The 17,817-nt window shown below is 57.7% G+C and carries 14 protein-coding genes; 8 read left to right on the forward strand and 6 right to left on the reverse strand.

Annotated elements, in window-relative coordinates:
• Together BRA42_RS07120 and BRA42_RS07125 are read right to left on the reverse strand one after the other, a co-directional pair.
• A partial coding sequence (locus tag BRA42_RS07120) for a P-II family nitrogen regulator (protein WP_342771100.1) occupies positions 1 to 730 on the reverse strand: 730 nt, incomplete at its 3' end.
• Between the two features lie 43 nt (positions 731 to 773).
• A complete protein-coding gene (locus BRA42_RS07125) occupies positions 774 to 2,222 on the reverse strand; it encodes a DUF1538 domain-containing protein (RefSeq protein ID WP_342770341.1) in 1,449 nt (482 codons plus the stop codon).
• Between the two features lie 213 nt (positions 2,223 to 2,435).
• Between BRA42_RS07125 and BRA42_RS07130 the strand changes: the two genes are divergently transcribed.
• Positions 2,436 to 2,747, forward strand: a complete 312-nt coding sequence (locus BRA42_RS07130) for a ferritin family protein (RefSeq protein WP_342677945.1) — start codon at positions 2,436 to 2,438, stop codon at positions 2,745 to 2,747.
• Between the two features lie 12 nt (positions 2,748 to 2,759).
• Here the strand turns inward: BRA42_RS07130 and BRA42_RS07135 are convergent, their stop codons facing one another.
• Both BRA42_RS07135 and BRA42_RS07140 read right to left on the reverse strand, forming a co-directional pair.
• Positions 2,760 to 2,933, reverse strand: coding sequence for a hypothetical protein (locus tag BRA42_RS07135; protein ID WP_342677947.1), 174 nt, complete (start codon positions 2,931 to 2,933; stop codon positions 2,760 to 2,762).
• Positions 2,934 to 3,000: 67 nt separating this feature from the next.
• Positions 3,001 to 3,825, reverse strand: coding sequence for an SDR family NAD(P)-dependent oxidoreductase (locus BRA42_RS07140; RefSeq protein ID WP_342677949.1), 825 nt, complete (start codon positions 3,823 to 3,825; stop codon positions 3,001 to 3,003).
• Positions 3,826 to 4,008: 183 nt separating this feature from the next.
• On the opposite strand from BRA42_RS07140, the gene BRA42_RS07145 reads away from it, so the two are divergent.
• Both BRA42_RS07145 and BRA42_RS07150 read left to right on the forward strand, forming a co-directional pair.
• Positions 4,009 to 5,850, forward strand: coding sequence for an AMP-binding protein (locus tag BRA42_RS07145; protein WP_342685919.1), 1,842 nt, complete (start codon positions 4,009 to 4,011; stop codon positions 5,848 to 5,850).
• A 278-nt stretch (positions 5,851 to 6,128) separates the two neighbouring features.
• Positions 6,129 to 8,459 carry a PAS domain S-box protein gene (locus BRA42_RS07150; RefSeq protein ID WP_342677955.1) on the forward strand — a complete coding sequence of 777 codons (2,331 nt, stop codon included), beginning with the start codon at positions 6,129 to 6,131 and terminating at the stop codon, positions 8,457 to 8,459.
• Positions 8,460 to 8,551: 92 nt separating this feature from the next.
• Here the strand turns inward: BRA42_RS07150 and hisH are convergent, their stop codons facing one another.
• Both hisH and BRA42_RS07160 read right to left on the reverse strand, forming a co-directional pair.
• On the reverse strand, positions 8,552 to 9,160 hold the full coding sequence (gene hisH / locus BRA42_RS07155; protein WP_342677957.1) for an imidazole glycerol phosphate synthase subunit HisH: 609 nt from the start codon (positions 9,158 to 9,160) through the stop codon (positions 8,552 to 8,554).
• Positions 9,135 to 10,544, reverse strand: coding sequence for a phosphoadenosine phosphosulfate reductase family protein (locus tag BRA42_RS07160; RefSeq protein WP_342677959.1), 1,410 nt, complete (start codon positions 10,542 to 10,544; stop codon positions 9,135 to 9,137). The genes hisH and BRA42_RS07160 overlap by 26 nt, the downstream gene beginning before the upstream one ends.
• An 811-nt stretch (positions 10,545 to 11,355) precedes the next feature.
• Here BRA42_RS07160 and BRA42_RS07165 point away from each other — a divergent pair.
• The 5 genes from BRA42_RS07165 to BRA42_RS07185 all read left to right on the forward strand — a co-directional run.
• The gene (locus tag BRA42_RS07165) at positions 11,356 to 13,488 is read left to right on the forward strand and encodes a PAS domain S-box protein (protein ID WP_342770339.1); all 2,133 of its coding nucleotides are present in this window, start codon (positions 11,356 to 11,358) and stop codon (positions 13,486 to 13,488) included.
• 421 nt (positions 13,489 to 13,909) lie between these two features.
• Complete coding sequence (locus BRA42_RS07170) at positions 13,910 to 15,544, forward strand: restriction endonuclease (RefSeq protein ID WP_342771099.1); 1,635 nt, start codon at positions 13,910 to 13,912, stop codon at positions 15,542 to 15,544.
• A 742-nt stretch (positions 15,545 to 16,286) separates the two neighbouring features.
• Positions 16,287 to 16,547 (forward strand): hypothetical protein, encoded by a 261-nt coding sequence (locus BRA42_RS07175; protein WP_342771098.1) that lies wholly within the window; start codon positions 16,287 to 16,289, stop codon positions 16,545 to 16,547.
• A gap of 1 nt (position 16,548) precedes the next feature.
• Positions 16,549 to 17,367, forward strand: a complete 819-nt coding sequence (locus BRA42_RS07180; RefSeq protein ID WP_342771097.1) for a hypothetical protein — start codon at positions 16,549 to 16,551, stop codon at positions 17,365 to 17,367.
• Positions 17,368 to 17,600: 233 nt separating this feature from the next.
• On the forward strand, positions 17,601 to 17,817 hold a 217-nt coding region (locus tag BRA42_RS07185; protein WP_342772113.1), incomplete at its 3' end, for a hypothetical protein.

Consider the following 17,817-nt stretch of genomic DNA (forward strand, 5'->3'; position numbering starts at 1 on the left):
GTTTTGATCCTTCAGTCTCCGGAACTTCCGGGTCTTTCGGGGCCGTGGACAACCCGGCAACACCGTTCACCGGGAGAGAGAACGTGACGGCTCTGGCATCGGTGTGCGGCCCCGCTTCGTCAATAACCGCCTCCATGATGCCGCGCCCGGCTTCGCTTTGCGTGACGATCAGGACGAGGTCCTTTTCAGGCAGGATGGTCACACCGAAGAACTTCTCCATCTCTTTCGCGCCGGTCCCGCGTGCATGGACGACGGTCCCACCCGTCGCTCCTGCCCGCTTTGCCGCTTCCATTACAACGTCGGCAAAACCCCTGTTTGCAACAACCAGGATCAGATCGTACTGGACATTTTGCTCCATAACTTGCTCTCCACTCTCTGTTTCTGATACGCCCTGAGGGAATGCTCCTGCCGGGGCTCCGTAGACGCTGCCGATAGGCAGCGTAAAGACGATACCGCGGTTGTGTTTATCCGGACCCACCTCGTTACCGACCCGCTCAAGCAGGGCTTTAGACTGTTTCTGCGACATTATGCTGAAAAGAAGCGTCTTCCCGGTTTCGCCCAGACCAAGGTAACTCAAAATTTGAGAGTTGGCTGTTCCTCTTCCCAGGGCTAACAGGTTAAATGTCACACTCGCGTCTGTAAGCAGGTGTAGTATCCTTTCATCCTGCCCCCGGTCGAAGATGGTAACCATCAATACCAGCGGCGCATCTGCAGATGTATCGTGCAACATTCTCATTCCTCGTTACCACCACATGATCTCGACATTCTCCTTGTCAAAGGTTTCTATGCCCGCCCTTCTTCCTCTCCGCGGCTTTCGCCCTCCGCACCTTGATCTGGTAGGTCAATCCTATGATCTGCACGGTTATCAGCGGCATCATGGCCACCATGCCGATGATGCCGAAAGCATCCGTCAGCATGTTGCCCCCCAGGACCTCGGTGGCCCCCAGAGCAAACGGGAGCAGGAATGCCGCCGCCATAGTGCCCGCGGCCACACCCCCGGAATCGAACGCAATCGCGGTAAAGATCTGGGGCACAAAGAACGTCAGCAGGAGAGCGACAGCATAGCCCGGCAGGAGGAAGAGCCAGAGGTCGATGCCCGCAAGGATGCGGATCATGGCAAGAGCCAGGGCAAGTCCCACGCCAATGGAGAGGCTCAGCATCATGATCTTCCTTGAAATTGCGCCGCTCGTGATATCTTCAATCTGTTTGGTGAGGATGTGCACGGCAGGCTCCGCAGCAACGATGAAGATGCCGATGACCAGACCTAACGGGACCAGTATCCAGTTGTACGGCAACGACGCGATGGCATGGCCCAGATACGTTCCGGCCGGCATGAAGCCGATATACACTCCGGTCAGGAATACTGTGAGCCCCACGAGGATGTAAACCAGCCCCACGCCAATCCGGATCAGCTGGCTCCGGGGCAACTTTAAGTTCACCACCTGGTATACGCCGAAGAGCACGACGACGGGCAACAGGATGACGCAGACCTCTTCGAAGAATTCAAGCAGCCCTCCGATATACAGCGCCACGAGTTCCCCCATGCTGTTTGCCGTGGCGGGGGTCTCAAAGGCGTAGCCGGTGCCTGTGGGGTCGTAGAACATCCCCAGGATCAGGACAGCCAGGATCGGCCCTATCGAGCAGAGGGCGCACAGGCCGAAGCTGTCCTCCTCCGAGCTTCGTCCCGCGCGGACTGCCGAAACACCGGCGCCCAATGCGAGGATGAAGGGCACGGTGATGGGGCCCGTGGTGACGCCTCCCGAATCAAACCCCACGCCGATGTACTCCGGGGCGGTGAACGCGGCCACGATGAAGACCAGGGCGTACAGGAGCACAAACAGGTGCGAGAGTTTAACCTGGAAGAGTATCCGCAGCATGGCGAGCACGAGAAAGATGCCCACGCCGAAGGCGACCGTGGCTACGAGGACAAGATCGGGCACGGCGGGGACCTGCCGGGTCAACACCTGCAGGTCGGGCTCCGCCAGCGTTAACGCCACGCCCAGCAGAAAACTGACCAGGATCATCAACCACAGGTTCCGCGACTCGGTCAGTTTCGCACCTATCAACTTACCCATCGGCAGCACGGCCATATCGGCGCCGAGCGTGAAGGCGCTCATGCCCAGGATGAGCAGAACGATTCCCGGTACAAAGAGCATCAGCGTGCCGAACGGCAGGGGGGCTATGGTAAAATGAAGCAGGAGGATAATTATGCCTATCGGCAAAACCGACCGTGTCGATTCTTTAAATTTATCTACCAGCGCTCTTTGCATCCATCTTATATGTCGATTTAAATGAATATATAGAGTTCAGCCCCGGGCGATGGGGCCGATCGAAACGGCGGCAGACCCAACGTATATATACCATCCCCGCGCACGCCTCAAAAAGAGGCCGGCAGTTTCCCGGCCTTCATACCGTTTGCAGGGAGGTTATGAAGAATGCCCGATTTCGCCGATCCCTTTGCCGGGAACCACATGGAACGCCGATTGGACCCGGGAGAATTGATCCGGACAATCCGGTTCTCGATCGCTGCCGAATACGAGGCGATCCAGCTCTACGAACAGATCGCCGACTCGACCGACGACCCACTGGTCCGGAAAGTCATGCTTGATATCGCCGACGAGGAGAAGGAGCATGCAGGCGAGTTTCTGCGCCTCCTCCGCGAGATCGCCCCCGCCGAAGAGGGGTTCTATCAGCACGGCTATAAGGAGGTCGAAGAGATGATCGCCGAGGTAAAGGGCGGAAAGTGACCGCTTCCCCCGTTATCGCAGTCTGCAGGACTCCTCATAGGATCTCTTGCAGTCGGGGCAGAGCGTCCTGGCCTTCCGAAGGTCGGGAAACGTCTCTTCGGTGACCTCATCGCAGGCTGCCCCGCAGATCTCACACCAGTACTCCTTCGTCTCCTCTTTTTCGTCGCCTTTTACCTTACGTTTCATGTACCTGCCCTCCCCCCGTATTCACGGACGGGATACCGCTCTCCGTCATCCGTGATATGCTTTCGGGTCACCATCGCCCGGTTCCGGTAAGGTCACGCCCCATCTCCCAGAACCGCTCCCGGAACCCGGGAGCGAGGGCGAGGGCCGACGGACGGGCCCACCGGGTCTCCTCAAAGTAGCCGCCGTTCATCCTGCCGGCATCCGGTGAGACGGCGAGGTACGCCTCCACCTCCGCACCGTGCTCCGGCGGCGCCCCGCCGTCCCGGCCGCCCGTATAGGCCCGGAGGAGTTTCGTGTCGGTCACCCCCGGGTGGAGAGAGTTCGCCGTCACCCCCTTCCCTTCGAGGCGCCGGGCGAGCTGGACGGTGAAGGCGACGGCCCCTAATTTCGATACGGCATAGGCATCGTAGGCGTCGTAGTTCTGAAATCCCGGGAGGTTCTCCCAGTCGACCGACCGCACGCTCCGGTGGGCTATCGACGCAACGTTGACGACCCTCGCCGGTGCGCTCTCCATCAAGAGCGGGCGGAGGTCGTGGGTGAGCAGGAACGGCGCAAGGAAGTTCACGGCAACCGTCATCTCGACCCCTCCGGGTGCAACCGCCCGCTCCGGCATGAAGACCCCGGCGTTGTTGATGAGCACGTTCAGCCGGTCATGCGCATCGCCTACCTCCCGCGCGAGGCGCCGGACCTGTTCCTGCACCGAGAGGTCGCCGATGAAGAGGCTCAACCGGTCGGACCCGGTGGCCGCCTTCAGCTCCGCGAGGACGGCCCGACCCTTCGTGGGGTCCCTGCCGTGGATCAGGACACGGTGGCCCTGCTCGGCGAGGAGGCGCGCGGCCGCCTTCCCGATACCGTCCGTCGAGCCCGTGACGAGGATGGTCTGCTCCGTCATATGCAGCCCCGGTGCGCACCCTCTTGGCTTGAATGTTTGGTGCCGGCACGACGGGACCTGGTGCGCTCCTCGCTAACCCCCGGCCTGCACGGGGGCTCAATGCACCCAAGATGGTGCCTTTCAGGAGATCCCGTGCATTAAAAAAAGCAAAAAGATGATATCATGCACCACATACCTGTAAGTATGGTGCGATACTCGGTCACGATGCCGGACGACCTCGTGAAGAAGATCGACAGGCTGTGCGATGCCCGAGGGGTTTCCCGGTCGGAATGGCTCAATGAACTCTGCACGACACACGTCGAGAGCGCATCCGATAACGACGTGCTACAGCCCGCCATCCTCGGGGAGATCCCCTCTAAACGAACTTTAGGACCCAATGTTCCCGATTATGAGGCCGCCTGTGCGAACTTTACGATCGACGTCCCGGCATATTTCAACTTCGGCTACGATGTGATCGACCGGTGGGCCGAGACCGACCGGAACAAACTTGCAATGATCTGGGTGGACCAGGCGGGCAACGAGAAGAAATACTCCTTCCGCGACCTCAAGTATCTCTCCAACGGCGCCGCCAACATCCTGTTGAAGTACGGTATCAAGAAGGGCGACCGGGTCATGCTGATGCTCCCGAGGGTCCCGGAATGGTGGATCTTCGTTATCGCGCTCATCAAACTTGGTGCAATATACTGTCCCTGTCCGACGATGCTGACCCCAAAGGACATCAAGTACCGTATCCGGGCCGGAAAGTTCCGGATGATCATCACCAACTGTGAGAACGCCGGAAAGGTCGATGAGGTCGCCGATGCCTGTCCGCTGCTCGATACCCTCTTCCTCGCCGACGGAGAGCGGGAGGGCTGGGCGAGTTATCCGCACGAACTCGAATACCCTGCACCAGTATCGCACCGCACGGTCAGTATGCCGGTCGCAAAAAAGACGAAAGCAACCGACCCGATGCTGATATACTTCACCTCCGGCACCACCGGCGAGGCCAAGATGGTGCTGCACAACCAGAGTTACGCGCTCGGACACGTCATAACCGCCTCATTCTGGCAGGATCTCACGCCCAACGACCTCCACCTGACCTTCTCGGATACCGGGTGGGCGAAGTGCGGCTGGGGCAAGATCTTCGGTCAGTGGATTGCCGGGGCATGTATCTTCGTCTACGATATCCGGGGGAAGTTCAGCGCAACCGAACTCTTGCCGCTGATGGAAAGGTATGAAGTGACCTCGTTCTGCGCACCGCCGACGGTCTACCGGATGCTGATCCTTGCCGACCTCGACAAGTTCGATTTCCGGAACCTCCGGCACTGCTGCAGCGCCGGCGAGCCGCTCAACCCCGAGGTGATCCGCGTCTGGCAGGAGGGCACCGGACAGCCGATCTACGAGGGATACGGCCAGACGGAGACCGTCTGCTGCATCGCCACGCTCCCCTGCATGGCGCATAAGCCCGGCTCCATGGGAAAGCCCGTACCGGGATGGCACATCGAGCTCCACGACGACGACGGGAACCCGGTCGGGGTCGGGGAAGAGGGACGGATTGCCGTCAAACTCGACCCCCGCCCGGTCGGGCTCTTCATGGAGTACCTGGATAACCCCGAAGCGAACCGGGAGTCGTTCCAGAACGGGTTCTACTACACCGGCGACAAGGCACGCATGGACGAAGACGGCTACTTCTGGTTCATCGGGCGCAACGACGACGTCATCAAGTCTTCCGGCTACCGGATCGGACCCTTCGAGGTCGAGAGCGCGCTCATGGAGCACCCGGCCGTTCAGGAGTCGGCGGTCGTCGGGTCGCCGGACCTCATCAGGGGCATGATCGTCAAGGCGTTCGTCGTTCTGAAGCCCGGTTACCAGCCGTCCGAGTCGCTGGTCAAGGAACTCCAGGCCTATGTCCGGAACACCACCGCCCCCTACAAGTACCCGCGAGCAATCGAGTTTGTCCCGGAACTCCCGAAGACCATCTCGGGAAAGATCCAGCGAAACATCCTGCGGGACCGGGAACTGCGGAAGCACGCGAACGGAAACTGACCGGCCCGTTCGATTGTTTACGACCCGGGCATCCCGGCGGGAGGGGAATGCTCCCGAAACCCCGTTTCTCAACCCTTCCGGAGCGCACCGGACTGCCGATGGAGGGAGAGGCACGATCTTCGGCGAAGGTTTATATCTTTCAAAATATTCCGAAAGATCTTCGGATTAGCGATATCTCAACCAAAAAACAGATAAATTAGTATGATTTTGCAGAATAAGACAATATCAAGACTTAGAATCAACTACGGGCTGCATTTTATAGGAGGAGAACGGCTTTGATGCGTATCCTCCACGTTGACGACGAACCGGTCATCCTTGAACTGACTCAATTCTATCTCGAACGTACCGGAGATATGAAGATCACCTCCTGCAGGTCTGCAGAGGAGGCACTCGGGCTGCTCGAGATCGAGAAATTCGATGCCATCATCTCCGATTACGAGATGCCCGGTATGAACGGGATAGACCTGCTCTCCAGACTGAGAAGCGCCAACATTACGATCCCCTTCGTCATCTTTACCGGCCGGGGGAGAGAGGAAGTGGTGATCGAGGCGCTCAATAAAGGAGCCGACTTTTACATCCAGAAAGGCGGCGAGGTCCGGTCGCAGTTCGCAGAACTGAGAAACGCGATCCGGCGCGCCGTGGAGAAACACCGGTTCGAACAGGACATTCGTGAATCCGAACGCCGGATCTCCGATATCTTCTGTCATCTCCCCGATGCGACCTTTGCCGTTGATTGTTCGGGCAGGGTCATCGCCTGGAACAGGGCGATGGAGAGTATGACCGGCATAGCGGCAGACGACATCTCCGGGACCGGCGATCACGCCTATGCACTTCCCTTTTACGGAGCCCCCAGGCCACTGCTCGTCGACTACCTTCTTCATCCGGGAAAGAAGGTTCCTCCGTCCTACCTGCTCAATCAACGGGACCGAGATCTGATCATCGCAGAGACAGCGGAGGCATCGTTGAATGGGGAGAGAGTCGTTCTCTGGGTCAAGGCGACCTCTCTGTACGACAAAAACGGGACCGTTGCCGGCGCCATCGAGTCGATCAGAGATATCACGACGCAGAAGCAGACAGAGAAAGCCCTCCGGTCAGCCGGGGAATACCGACGTACCCTGATCGAGGCGCATATCGATCCGCTGGTGACCATCGGTTCCGATCGGCGGATCAGCGACGTCAACGCGGCGACCGAGGCGTTGACCGGCCGGACGCGGGATGCCTTGATCGGTACCGAGTTCTGCACTCTCTTCACCGAACCCGGGTGTGCGGAGTCTGCATACCGAGAGGTCGTTGCTGATGGCACGATCCGGGAACAGGCACTTACCGTCAGGCGGAGCGATGGAGGCATACAGCCGGTTCTTCTCTACGGCACGGTCTACCGGGGCGAAGATGGGGAGGCCAGGGGTGTCTTTGCCGAACTCCACGAGCCCATGCCCGGTCCGGAGAGCGGCGGGATCTGCCGCCGCATGAGCCCGTCGGTCGCTGAACTGGTACCGAGAATTATTTCTGCGTCGACGGCAGCCGCCTCAGCCGAAGAATTCCTGGAATCCGCACTCGATGTTGTGCGGGATCTTTTAGAGATCGAAGAGAGTTGTCTCGCGCTCTACGACGGAGACGGCGCGTTCAATATCGTCGAAAGAAAAGATCCAGGCCCTTTTGGCGAGATTCTCTCATCGTTCCGGGATTTTGCGGGATCGCACACCATGCCGGTCACGGAAGGCCGGAGAGACGGGGCGGGGAACCCCGTTCTTCTCGTTCCCGTCGCCGACCCGGAGAGGGTTCTGGGCATCCTCTGTCTCTCCGTGCGGAAACCCGACTCCCCGACATACGGGGAGCGTGCCGCTCTTGAAGTCTCTGCAGAATTGATCGGTGCGCTTCTATCCCGGATGCTTCGGGTCGAGGCGGCAGAAGAGGCGAGGCGTTCCGCTGCCCTCCACCTCGACATCATCGCTCATGACCTCACCAATGCGATCTTTGCCGCGCGCGGGTACGCCGACATCCTCGACGGGATGCTGGAGGGAGAGGCCGGGAAGATAGCGGGGAAAACGACTTTGGCAATCAGGAAGAGTTACGACGTGATCAGGAACCTCGATACGTTAAAAAAGATCCGCAAGACCCGGAGAGACACCGCCCCGCTCCGGGCAGTCTCCCTTGATACCGTGCTTCAACACGAGATCTCGAACTTCCCCGGGATCAGGATAGACTATGCCGGATGCGAGAGCGTCATACTTGCCGACGAACTCATCGGGGAGGTGTTCTGGAACCTTCTTGACAACAGCGTAAAGCATGGAGGGAGGGAGGTCTCCATCCGGATCGGGGTGAGGGAGGAGAAGGACCGGGTGGAGGTCCGTGTCGAGGATACCGGACCGGGGATTCCCGAGGAGATGAGGAGAATGCTCTCTTCAGAAGTTCATGGACACGGACTGTGTATCGTCAGGGATCTGGTTGCTTCATACGGCGGGGAGATCCAGATCGAGGAGCGGATACCGGGGAGATCGGGGAAGGGTGTTGCCGTCAGGATTGTCTTTGGTCGAGCAAAAGCCGGGATTTCCTCCCCTCCAGCAGGATCGTCCGAAGAGGAGACGGGGGTTCCGGATATCCGCGCGTGATGGACGAAAGACGACTCTGTTGCCCCTCAGCGATAGAGAAGATGATAGCTACGCCGGGCGGGCTTCTCCTCTGCACCGGTCCTTCTCTTTGATCAGCAGACCAGGTCGATGAAGTTCTCAAGGATGCGGAGACCGACCGCCCCGCTCTTTTCAGGGTGGAACTGGACCCCGTAGGTGAGCCCGTTCCCGACGGCGGAAGCGAAGGGGTGGATGTAGGTGGTGCTCGCGAGGGTATGCTCCGGTGCGGCCGCCGCATAGTAGGAGTGGACGAAGTAGACATACTCCTCCTCGCGGAGCCCGTCGAAGAGCGGGGTCTCGTGATCGATGTGGATGGTGTTCCACCCCATGTGGGGGACCTTCTCCCCGGCGGCCGGGAGAAACCGCTTTACGTCCCCCGGCACGAGGCCGAGCCCCGGATGGGTGCCGTGCTCTTCGCTCCGGTCCATGAGCATCTGCATCCCGAGGCAGATGCCGAGAAGCGGGGTATCGTTCGCGGCGGAAAGGACGGTCTCCTTCAAGCCGCCGAGCATCTCCATCCCTTCCCGGAACGCCCCTACGCCGGGGAGGACGATGCCGTCGGCCGCCGCGATCACCCCGGGGTCCGCGGTGATTGCCGGCGCCGCTCCGGCCCTCTCAAGGCCCCGGAGGACGCTCCGGAGGTTGCCGAGTCCGTAATCAATTATAACTATCCGCTTCTTCATCTGCATCTCCCCGTCTGCGCCACAACCCCTGCTCGATCCAGCTCCGGGGCAGCCCTTGTTTCTCCTGCCAGCCCCCGAGTTTTTCAAGCCACATCTTCCAGAGGTCGGGACAGGAGTCTTTGATGATCTCGATGGTCGCAAGGTCGCTTGAGGGGCACATGAAACACCCGATGCGGTCGAGCCCCCGCTCGTAGAGACGGTTGTAGGGGGCCTTCTCGCGGAAGATGTAGAGCCAGACGTGCATCGCCGTCCACTGCTGGATGGGTGCAGCGGAGAGCTGCTGGGGCACATGGGCGTTCTGCCAGACCCGCCTGCTCTGCATACGCTTCACCGACTCGTACTTCCGCTGACCGATGAACGAGAGGCACTCGCCCCAGTGCTCGCTCACCAGGCGGCCGACGGGGTGGAGTTTGCAGACTTTGCAACACCAGCGGTTGTCGACGGCAGGCGGACCGTTCACGTCGAACTCCTTCCAGAACGTCTCTTCATCGCAGACCCGAAGAACCTCGAGGTTGTAGCGTTTCGCCACCGCATCCACGTTCTCGCAGGTCTCGGGGAACTCAAGCCCCGTGTCGGCAAAGAGGAGCGGCACCGGGCCGAGTGCTTTTAAGACGATAAGGAGGGTTGCAAGGCTGTCTTTTCCGCCGGAGTAGGAGATCGTGGGCTGTCTCCGGTTCCGTTCGGCGACCTCCCGTACGAACCGGATGCTCGCGGCCTCGGCCGCCGCGAGTACCTTCTCGTTGGCCCTGACGGCGTCCTCCCATGTCGCCCTGCCCGGGACAGAGACCGACGGCGTGTTCTTTCGTGTCCGGACGACAAGACCCCGCTCCATCGTCGCGGCGGCGGCGGCGTCGACTTTCGCCCTGCCGACGCCGATGCAATCGCCGGTTTTCGTCAGGATGAAGACTTCGTCACCTTCGGCAACGGCAGGGTCGATCGAGATGAGCCCCGGTGCAAGGACGCTTGCTCCCTCATCGCGGATGGACGGAATCGCGCCGTCGTCGACGACGACGTAGCGCTTTGTCGGCCGGAGGTAAGCCGCGGCGGCCGGACGCGGGAGCGGTTCCCAGAGCCGCTCTTCTGGGAGGTAGCGAACTATGCCCACAACGGCGCCTCCGAGGACGATCTCGTCCATGCGGTCCTCGGCGGGGACTTTGTTCAGGAGTGCGATGTGGCCTTCCGGTATCAGCGGCGCCCCGAAGTGCTCGCAGAATATACGGTTGATCCGATCGACGTCGTCGGGGAACGCGGGGCGCGCGTCTCCCGGCGGCGTGACGGCTACCGGCCGGGCCGGGGCGCCGCAGGCGCAGGTCGGGGAGAGCACCGGAGCGTGGCAGGAATCGCACCAGTGGAGCAGAATTTTACCGAGATAAAGGCGGGGCATTCTTATATCCGTTGGAAAGGAACGGATAAAAGTCTTGGCGTATTCCGGATCTTTCCTGCACTATCTGCCGTGAAATGAGCGTTTCGTCCGGAGAGGACGAGAGCGTGCCTGAGGTACAGAGGCGGGGGGAGGTGCCCCATGTCGGCATCTGACTCTTCCGATCTCTCCTGACAGCGGCTCTCGGATGCGACCCCCGACCCCCCGGCGGACCGGCGGCGGCTAAATGCGCGTAGTTTCACTATATTTCGAGGGAAAAATAACGGTTCGAGCATAAAATATATATCTGGAACGGGATATAACAGATAATATCCCTCCTCGGGAAGGAGGTGTGTCATTCATGGCAAAGGATAAGAAGCAGGACAAGAAGGCAGAGAAGGTTCAGGACAAGGCTAAGAAGAACTAAGTCCCTTGCCTTCAATCATTCCCTTTTTCCTCTCGGTCGATACACTCTTCTCCCGTTCTGCTGGCTTTCCTGGAGGTTATCATCTCCGTGGCAGCCAGACCGGCGTTCCTCTTTCCGCCTGCGATTGCATCCCGACGGTAAAAGCCAGTGGCTTATCCGGTCCCGGGGTATCGATTCGGTAACGATCAATTTTATCCAATAAAAATTATACAAGTAGTAATTTCATCTGTTCAGATGAGCGGCATTTCAATGTCCCGTACCAACGCCTGCAAAACCGCCGGTGATGCGCCGGTTAGCAGGCAAGCTCGCCAGAGGCGTCCCTGCAATCAGCCCGAACGTCGGATCGCCGTTCTTTCCCTGTGGTCCGTAGAGATGAGACCGAATGAGCGCAAAGGAGCAAACGACTGAATGTGCACACCTGAAAACATCGGGAACCTGGAGCGATACATGGATAACCTGCACGACAAATCGCCGACGGACCTTCTCGATCTGTTGCAGGATGGCGCTCCTGCCCTCGATCCCCGGGTGCGGGAGAGACTGAAAAACGGCATCGAGGCTTTGTTTACTGAAAATAGGGAGCTTGCCACCCGTGCTGTTCGTGCCGAGGCAGAGCGTGATGCCCTCCTCACCGCCCGCGGCAGGCGGGGGCTCGTCTACGATGCCGACGACGAACCGGTTCGGCCGGAGGAACTCCGGGAGGAGGTTTTGGAGTCCCGACGATTTGTTATTCGTGACCGCGGGTATGGGGATATACACATCGCCGTATTTGCCTCTTCCATCGCCCGACAGGACGCCGCCGGAGAGGGACGGACCCGTCACCGCCTGGAGGGGGTGAACACGCTGTTTGTGAGCCCCGGCGATATCGTCGGCAGAGAGCAGCCGAACCGCACGGTCCTGCACGGCACCCGTCCCGGCCGCGAGACGCCCGGGATGGCGCCGGCAGGAGCGACGGGGCGGAAGTGCTATGAACTTATCGGGCGGATCGGACCCTGCACGGTCTGCGCGGCGAACCGTGCGCTCGCGAGCGGCAGGCGCGAGGTTGTCGGGATGTTTGCGCCCGAAATCGGGCGTTACCTGGAGTGTCGATCAAGCCCGGTCCTCGGTCCGGAGGGTGAGGTGACGTTCATTGTCGAGCAACTTTACGATATCACCGACCGGAAGCGCACCGGAAAGGAGGTCCCGGAGGACGATGCCGCTGCCCGCGCCCCGGAGGAGATGATCGTCCTCCTCGACCTTGACGGTCGGGTTATCGGCGCCAACGAGGCGACGACCCGGCGACTTGCGCTCTTCCGGGAGGGCTTCGTCGGTAAGAATCTTTCCGGACTTTTTCCGCCGGATGTGGCGGGGATGCACCTCGCACGCCTGCACGGGGTCGCCGGGTCGGGGAGGCCAGAACGGTTTGAGGATGCATGGGAGGGGCGAGTGTATGACGCCGTATTCTACCCGATCCGGGACGTAAGCGGCGCCGTTACCCGGGTTGTGGTCATTGCAAGGGATACCACCGGGAAACGGCAGGCGACTGATGCATTGAGGAAACTGGCGCATGACCTGAATGAACGGGTGAAAGAACTTTCCGTCCTTCACGAAGTATCCCGCATCATCGAGCAGTCGGGGGATTCGCTCGATGAGATCTTCTCCAGGGTTGCCCGGGTGCTCCCTTCCGGATGGCAGTACCCGGAGGATACCGTTGCCGGGATCATGGTGTACGGACGCAGGTTTGAGACGGAACGTTTTCGCGAGACGCCCTGGCGGCAGGCGTCTCCGGTTGTCGTCCACGGGGAGACGGTCGGCAGGGTGGAGGTCTGCCTCCTCCATGAACAGCCGGAGAAAGACGAAGGCCCGTTCCTCCGTGAGGAGCGGTCGCTGCTCGACACCGTCGCCCGCCGCCTCGGGAGAGCAATCGAACGCATACAGGCAACGGAGAGCCTCCAGCGGAGCGAATCGCAGTTCCGGGAGATCACGCAGCAAAGTTTCGATATGATCTACACCTGCTATAGTAACGGGGGGATCGCCTACATCTCCCCGGCGGTGATACGGATCCTCGGCTATACGCCGGATGAACTCATCGGCGCCAGGTGCCGCGATTACATCGTCCCCTCATCGCTCCCTCTGTGGGACGAGGGGCGCGAGAGGATAGCCGCGGGAAAACCGGTCGAAGGGCTCGAGGTAGAGTTCCGCCGCAAGGACGGGTCGGCGGTATTTCTCGAACTGAGCGAATCCCCGATTGTCCGCGAACGGTCGGTGATCGGAGTTCATGGGGTCGGCAGGGATATCTCCGAGCGGAAACAGAACGAGCAACTCCGGCAGCGAGCGTTCGAGCAGATCGAGCGGAACATCGAGCAGTTCGCCGTCCTCGGCGACCACATCCGCCAGCCCCTCCAGGTGATCCTCGGCATGACCGAACTGCTCGATGAAGGGGCGGCTACCGATCGGATCAGCGAGCAGGTCGAGCGAATCAACGGGTATGTCCGGCAGCTCGATCAGGGCTGGATCGAGTCGAGGCAGGTCCGGGAATTCCTCCGGAAGCATGAACTGGCGTGAAGGGAGAAACGGCCCTCATTTCTCCGTCGGCAATAACCGGGTGCCACACCTGACAAAGCACATGGACATCCGGACCGTCGCACCTCCCGATCCCCCCCCACCCGTGGCGTGGCGATATGCTGTCTTCCGCAGGAAGATAGCAGGAGCACCGTAAGGTGAGACTCCCGATGGAAAGCCGTTTCACCCTCCTTACCCAGGATATAGTTCAGAGGGTAGAAACCTCAGAGGTGAGTGTGCCGATCAGGATGTATGGAAGGTTTATAGATCTTTTTGGGATGACCTCCTTTTTTTCAACAGTCAGCAGGTATTGTGCACCTGTGAACATAGGACCATACGCAAAACCAACTCGAAATTGACCAAGTTGGCATTGGAACCATTTCGTTAGCTTAAAGGAGATCCGGAAACCTGATCAATGGATAATATGCCGAAGTTCTGTCCCGAGTGCGGGGCGCCGTTACCACACAGCAACGCAAAATTTTGCCCTGAATGCGGTACAGGGTTACAGGAAACACCGGCGCCCACTGCTGCCGTCAGGTCCGCTCCTCCTACAAAGGATGACTGGTCGGAGCCCATCGACTGGCCGGAAGAGGAATATCCGGAAGAAGACACACAGCCGTCCCTGAATGTATACGAACTCGGGACGAAACTGGAAGAGATCGTCGATTCGATTTACCAGGCAGAGGGCTACAAGACCGAGCGACGGGTCAAAATGCCCGGGCAGGGCGGCTATACGAACGAGATTGATGTCATTGCTAGAAGAAGAAATGAGCAAATCGCCGTCGAGTGCAAGAACTTCACATCCGCAGTCGGCATCAAAGAGGTCCGGGATTTCTCCCAGAAACTTAATGATCTCGGCAAGGGCTGGCGAGGGGTCTTCGTCGCCTTCAATGACGTCACACTCGACGCTCAGAACTTCGCAGAGAGCCGAAATATCGAAATCCTCGATCATGAAAATGTCATGGAAAAATGGTTCGCCGTCTCTGCCGGAAGGGTCACCCGGAGAGGAGAACGGTTGAAGCTCACATCCGCTCTGTCCATCAAGTCAGATTATCTCATGGTAACGGCGTTGCCGCTACAGAATGCACACAAGATTGAGGTGAGCAGCGCCCGACTTACCTTCCATCCCTACATCAAGGTGCCGTACGCCTTCAAAGCTCAAGTCTATGATCCGACCAAGGTAATCCACAGGTTTTCCGACGAGGGGACGATCGTCATCGACCTTCTCGGCGGGAAGGTGCTCAACAGGCAAGCCGAAAAGGGCGGCTCTCTCTTGAACTCATTGAATACCTCGAAACAGAGCGCCGACAACGCTCGAACTCTCAAAACCTTCAGGGAAGTGATGAACCCCTCGCCCTCGCCCGAATATTCCGTAACAATCGGCCCAGACTATCAGATCACCGAACTGAAACCCGAAATCACCAAGCGCGGGGTGGAGAAAACAGCCATTGAATATATCGTGGCAAAGAATACCAGAGACATAGCATATACCCCTGCGAAAGGGGACTTCATTCTGGACACGAAACACCGAATGTTCATCCCGCGAAGGAACGATATAAAACTCTTCAAGAGCGAAATAGTCCTCGTTCCCAAGTGGACAATCTATTTCAACGCATTCGGGACATTTTATACGAAAGAAGTGTTTGCTCACTCTGGGACGGTCCTTGAGAATACCATCCAGTATTGCCCGCACCATTTCAAGCTCGGTGTCATCAACGTTAAGAAAGAAACCACTGCCGTCTGTGAGGTCTGCGGTACGGCCTGTTGCAGTGAGCACATCTCGCAGTGTTCCACCTGCGGGAAGTGGGTTTGTAGCGATCACGCTTCAGTCTGCAGCTCATGCGGCAAGACGTTCTGCAAGGAGCACGCGAGCAAGATCTGTCGGATCTGCCACCTGTCGCTTTGCCCGGATTGCGAGGTTGAATGCCCGATCTGCCACATGCCCTATGGAGCGAATCACACCCAGATCTGCGATAAGTGCGGGGCTGCTGTCTGTCCAAGATGTATCACGACATCTGGGTTATTGCGAAAAACGAGGATTTGTAAAAATTGTCAATAAGTTTTTAGACCTGGATTCATTCTTGCTCTCTTCTTATCCTGTCCCTGAAGGGGAGGTTTCACCGGTAGTCGTGCTGCTAACCCCCCTCTCTGGGGGAGAGTCGTATTGAGTGTAAAATATAGATCATTTTCATACTGCCCCCCATTGTCCATCGTCATTTTTTTGTCGATCAGATCCGCATTTTGATGGTCCGACCCTGGTTTTTACCGTCTCGACCCCACTTTTTGATGATTTGACACCGTCTACGACCTGACCGGCGGGGAGACAAGAGCCGTCTCCGATCATTATCCGATATATGCGACGTCTACCACCGGCGGACCCGATCCCGTAATCCTGGCGGCAGGGCCCGTGTGAACTGCCCCGCCTTGAAGGGTGAGATAATTGACCCCCTCCGTACGCGATCTCCCGATAGATCCGTAAAAGGAGATCCTGGCCCTCTGCAGGCGAGAAGACCTTCCCCAATATTGTCAAGAGCGACCCCACACTTGTTCCGAGGAAGAAAGCGAGCGTGGTTCCGTCGAATTTCTCTAAGCACGTCAAGATGGCCGCCAGCACAAAGATGGCAAGCACTGCGACGATGAATCTAAATGAAAACATCCGTGACGAAAATGATTCGCGCTTTGCAACTTTGAATACAATGATATGATTCTCAAGCAAACCCGTATGGAGTTAGTTATGTCTCGACCAAATCGAGAGGTGCATTAAGGAAGATTTATTTGGATAAAGAGACCCATAGGAATTAGTGGAGAAGATGTCACAGAGCCTTCAGGAAGGGATTATCACTTTCGACGCAAATTTAAAGTCGGAGATATTGTCTTGCTTTGGCAAGACGGTCGATGATAGTGGATATATTGTCGAGCGTGACGATCCAAGTCAGCGAGTCCTCACACCCGACGGCGAAGACATCACGTTGGACGAATTTGCCGGTATAAGAAAAGGTTCCGAAATATTCATCAAAGCAGACTTGCCCTCATTAATTGAACTTCTGGATACGCTTGAATAACATGGCTTTTCTTGATGGCCTCAGAGAATTTGTGAAGGTCCACCTTAATATAAACATCCAAGTGGGAGTAAAAACGGTAAATATTATCGCTGACCCGAGAGCAGATGTAGTCAGTTTCGATGAAACCACCGGGGCACTTAAGATCAACTGGGAAAAGCTGCCGGAGGACAAAATAGAAGACTTAAAACCAGTGATTTCGGATGCGGTCAGAGAGCATGACGCTCTGTTACTTGAAAACAGATCCAAAGAGTTACTTGAAGAGATTAAGGTCACAGAGAGCTCAAAGGAGGAGCAGGTATTTCTATCCTTCTTCAAAGGCAAAATCCCCGATGACGACTACACGGCCTTGCGCGCATCTCTTTATGTGAAGAGACGGTTTGAAGAGGGGGCACAAAAAGAAGAGATTAACAGATTGAAGTTGGACATTTTAAAGAGATACTCAAAGCGTGGAAGAAATATCTGCGACCTTTGTAGTGCGGGATACTTCAAGGGATTGATAAAGATCTATGAAGAGCTGCAAAGATATCCTGGTTTCTCAAATGAAGCATTTTTAGAGGTATATAACCCCATCGTTGATGAAGGCAATCTCACAGTATTCGTTTCGGGTGGAAGAACTGAAGAGCAAGTAAGACGAGAAATCGAGAGTAAAATGAGCAGGAACCGACAATATGGCATACATGTACTCTATATTCATGGGATCGGGAAATCCAATATCGAAAAGATCAACATGGTAATTTATGATCTTAAGTCGAAATACTCTACTCTCAAAATCCAATCCTCGGAATATCAAAACATCGTTTCGATGAAATTAACTTTTTGAATTACATCCTGGATTTGGGTGTCACGGGGATTCGAGATCGAGGTACCCGTTACGTGGGCAAGTTCGAAAGGATCTGTTGAGGTTGTCCCAAAACCCCCTATGCCGGGAGGGGGACACCCAATCGCACCTCCGGTGCTCAAGCACCGGCCCTTCGGCCCGTCGCTCATTCGAAACCCTTCGAGTTTCTCGAACTCCTTTCCCTGCGGGAAAACCGTTATTCGAAACTCTTCGAGTTGCTCACGCTCCTGCTCTACGACCAGTCGCTCATTCGAAACTCTTCGAGTTTCTCGAACTCCTTTCCCTGCGGGGAAGTCGTTATTCGCACCTGGCGGTGCTCATGCACCCGATTCGACGAAGACCAAAGGTCTTCTCATGCTCCGGCCCTCTCTGGGCCCGTCGCACCCTTCTGCCCGTCGCACCTCCCGATCCCCCCACCCGTGGCGTGGCGAT

It is taken from the genome of Methanoculleus sp. UBA374 (assembly GCA_002508705.1).
Taxonomy (GTDB): Archaea; Halobacteriota; Methanomicrobia; order Methanomicrobiales; family Methanoculleaceae; genus Methanoculleus; species Methanoculleus palmolei.

Excerpts from the sequence above, each read along its gene's own strand:
- BRA42_RS07135 (WP_342677947.1), bottom strand. The coding sequence starts at position 2,933 with ATGAAACGTAAGGTAAAAGGCGACGAAAAAGAGGAGACGAAGGAGTAC.
- hisH (WP_342677957.1), bottom strand. The coding sequence starts at position 9,160 with ATGAAGAAGCGGATAGTTATAATTGATTACGGACTCGGCAACCTCCGG.
- BRA42_RS07150 (WP_342677955.1), top strand. The coding sequence starts at position 6,129 with ATGCGTATCCTCCACGTTGACGACGAACCGGTCATCCTTGAACTGACT.
- BRA42_RS07170 (WP_342771099.1), top strand. The coding sequence starts at position 13,910 with ATGCCGAAGTTCTGTCCCGAGTGCGGGGCGCCGTTACCACACAGCAAC.
- BRA42_RS07160 (WP_342677959.1), bottom strand. The coding sequence starts at position 10,544 with ATGCCCCGCCTTTATCTCGGTAAAATTCTGCTCCACTGGTGCGATTCC.
- BRA42_RS07130 (WP_342677945.1), top strand. The coding sequence starts at position 2,436 with ATGCCCGATTTCGCCGATCCCTTTGCCGGGAACCACATGGAACGCCGA.
- BRA42_RS07165 (WP_342770339.1), top strand. The coding sequence starts at position 11,356 with ATGTGCACACCTGAAAACATCGGGAACCTGGAGCGATACATGGATAAC.
- BRA42_RS07180 (WP_342771097.1), top strand. The coding sequence starts at position 16,549 with ATGGCTTTTCTTGATGGCCTCAGAGAATTTGTGAAGGTCCACCTTAAT.
- BRA42_RS07140 (WP_342677949.1), bottom strand. The coding sequence starts at position 3,825 with ATGACGGAGCAGACCATCCTCGTCACGGGCTCGACGGACGGTATCGGG.
- BRA42_RS07145 (WP_342685919.1), top strand. The coding sequence starts at position 4,009 with ATGGTGCGATACTCGGTCACGATGCCGGACGACCTCGTGAAGAAGATC.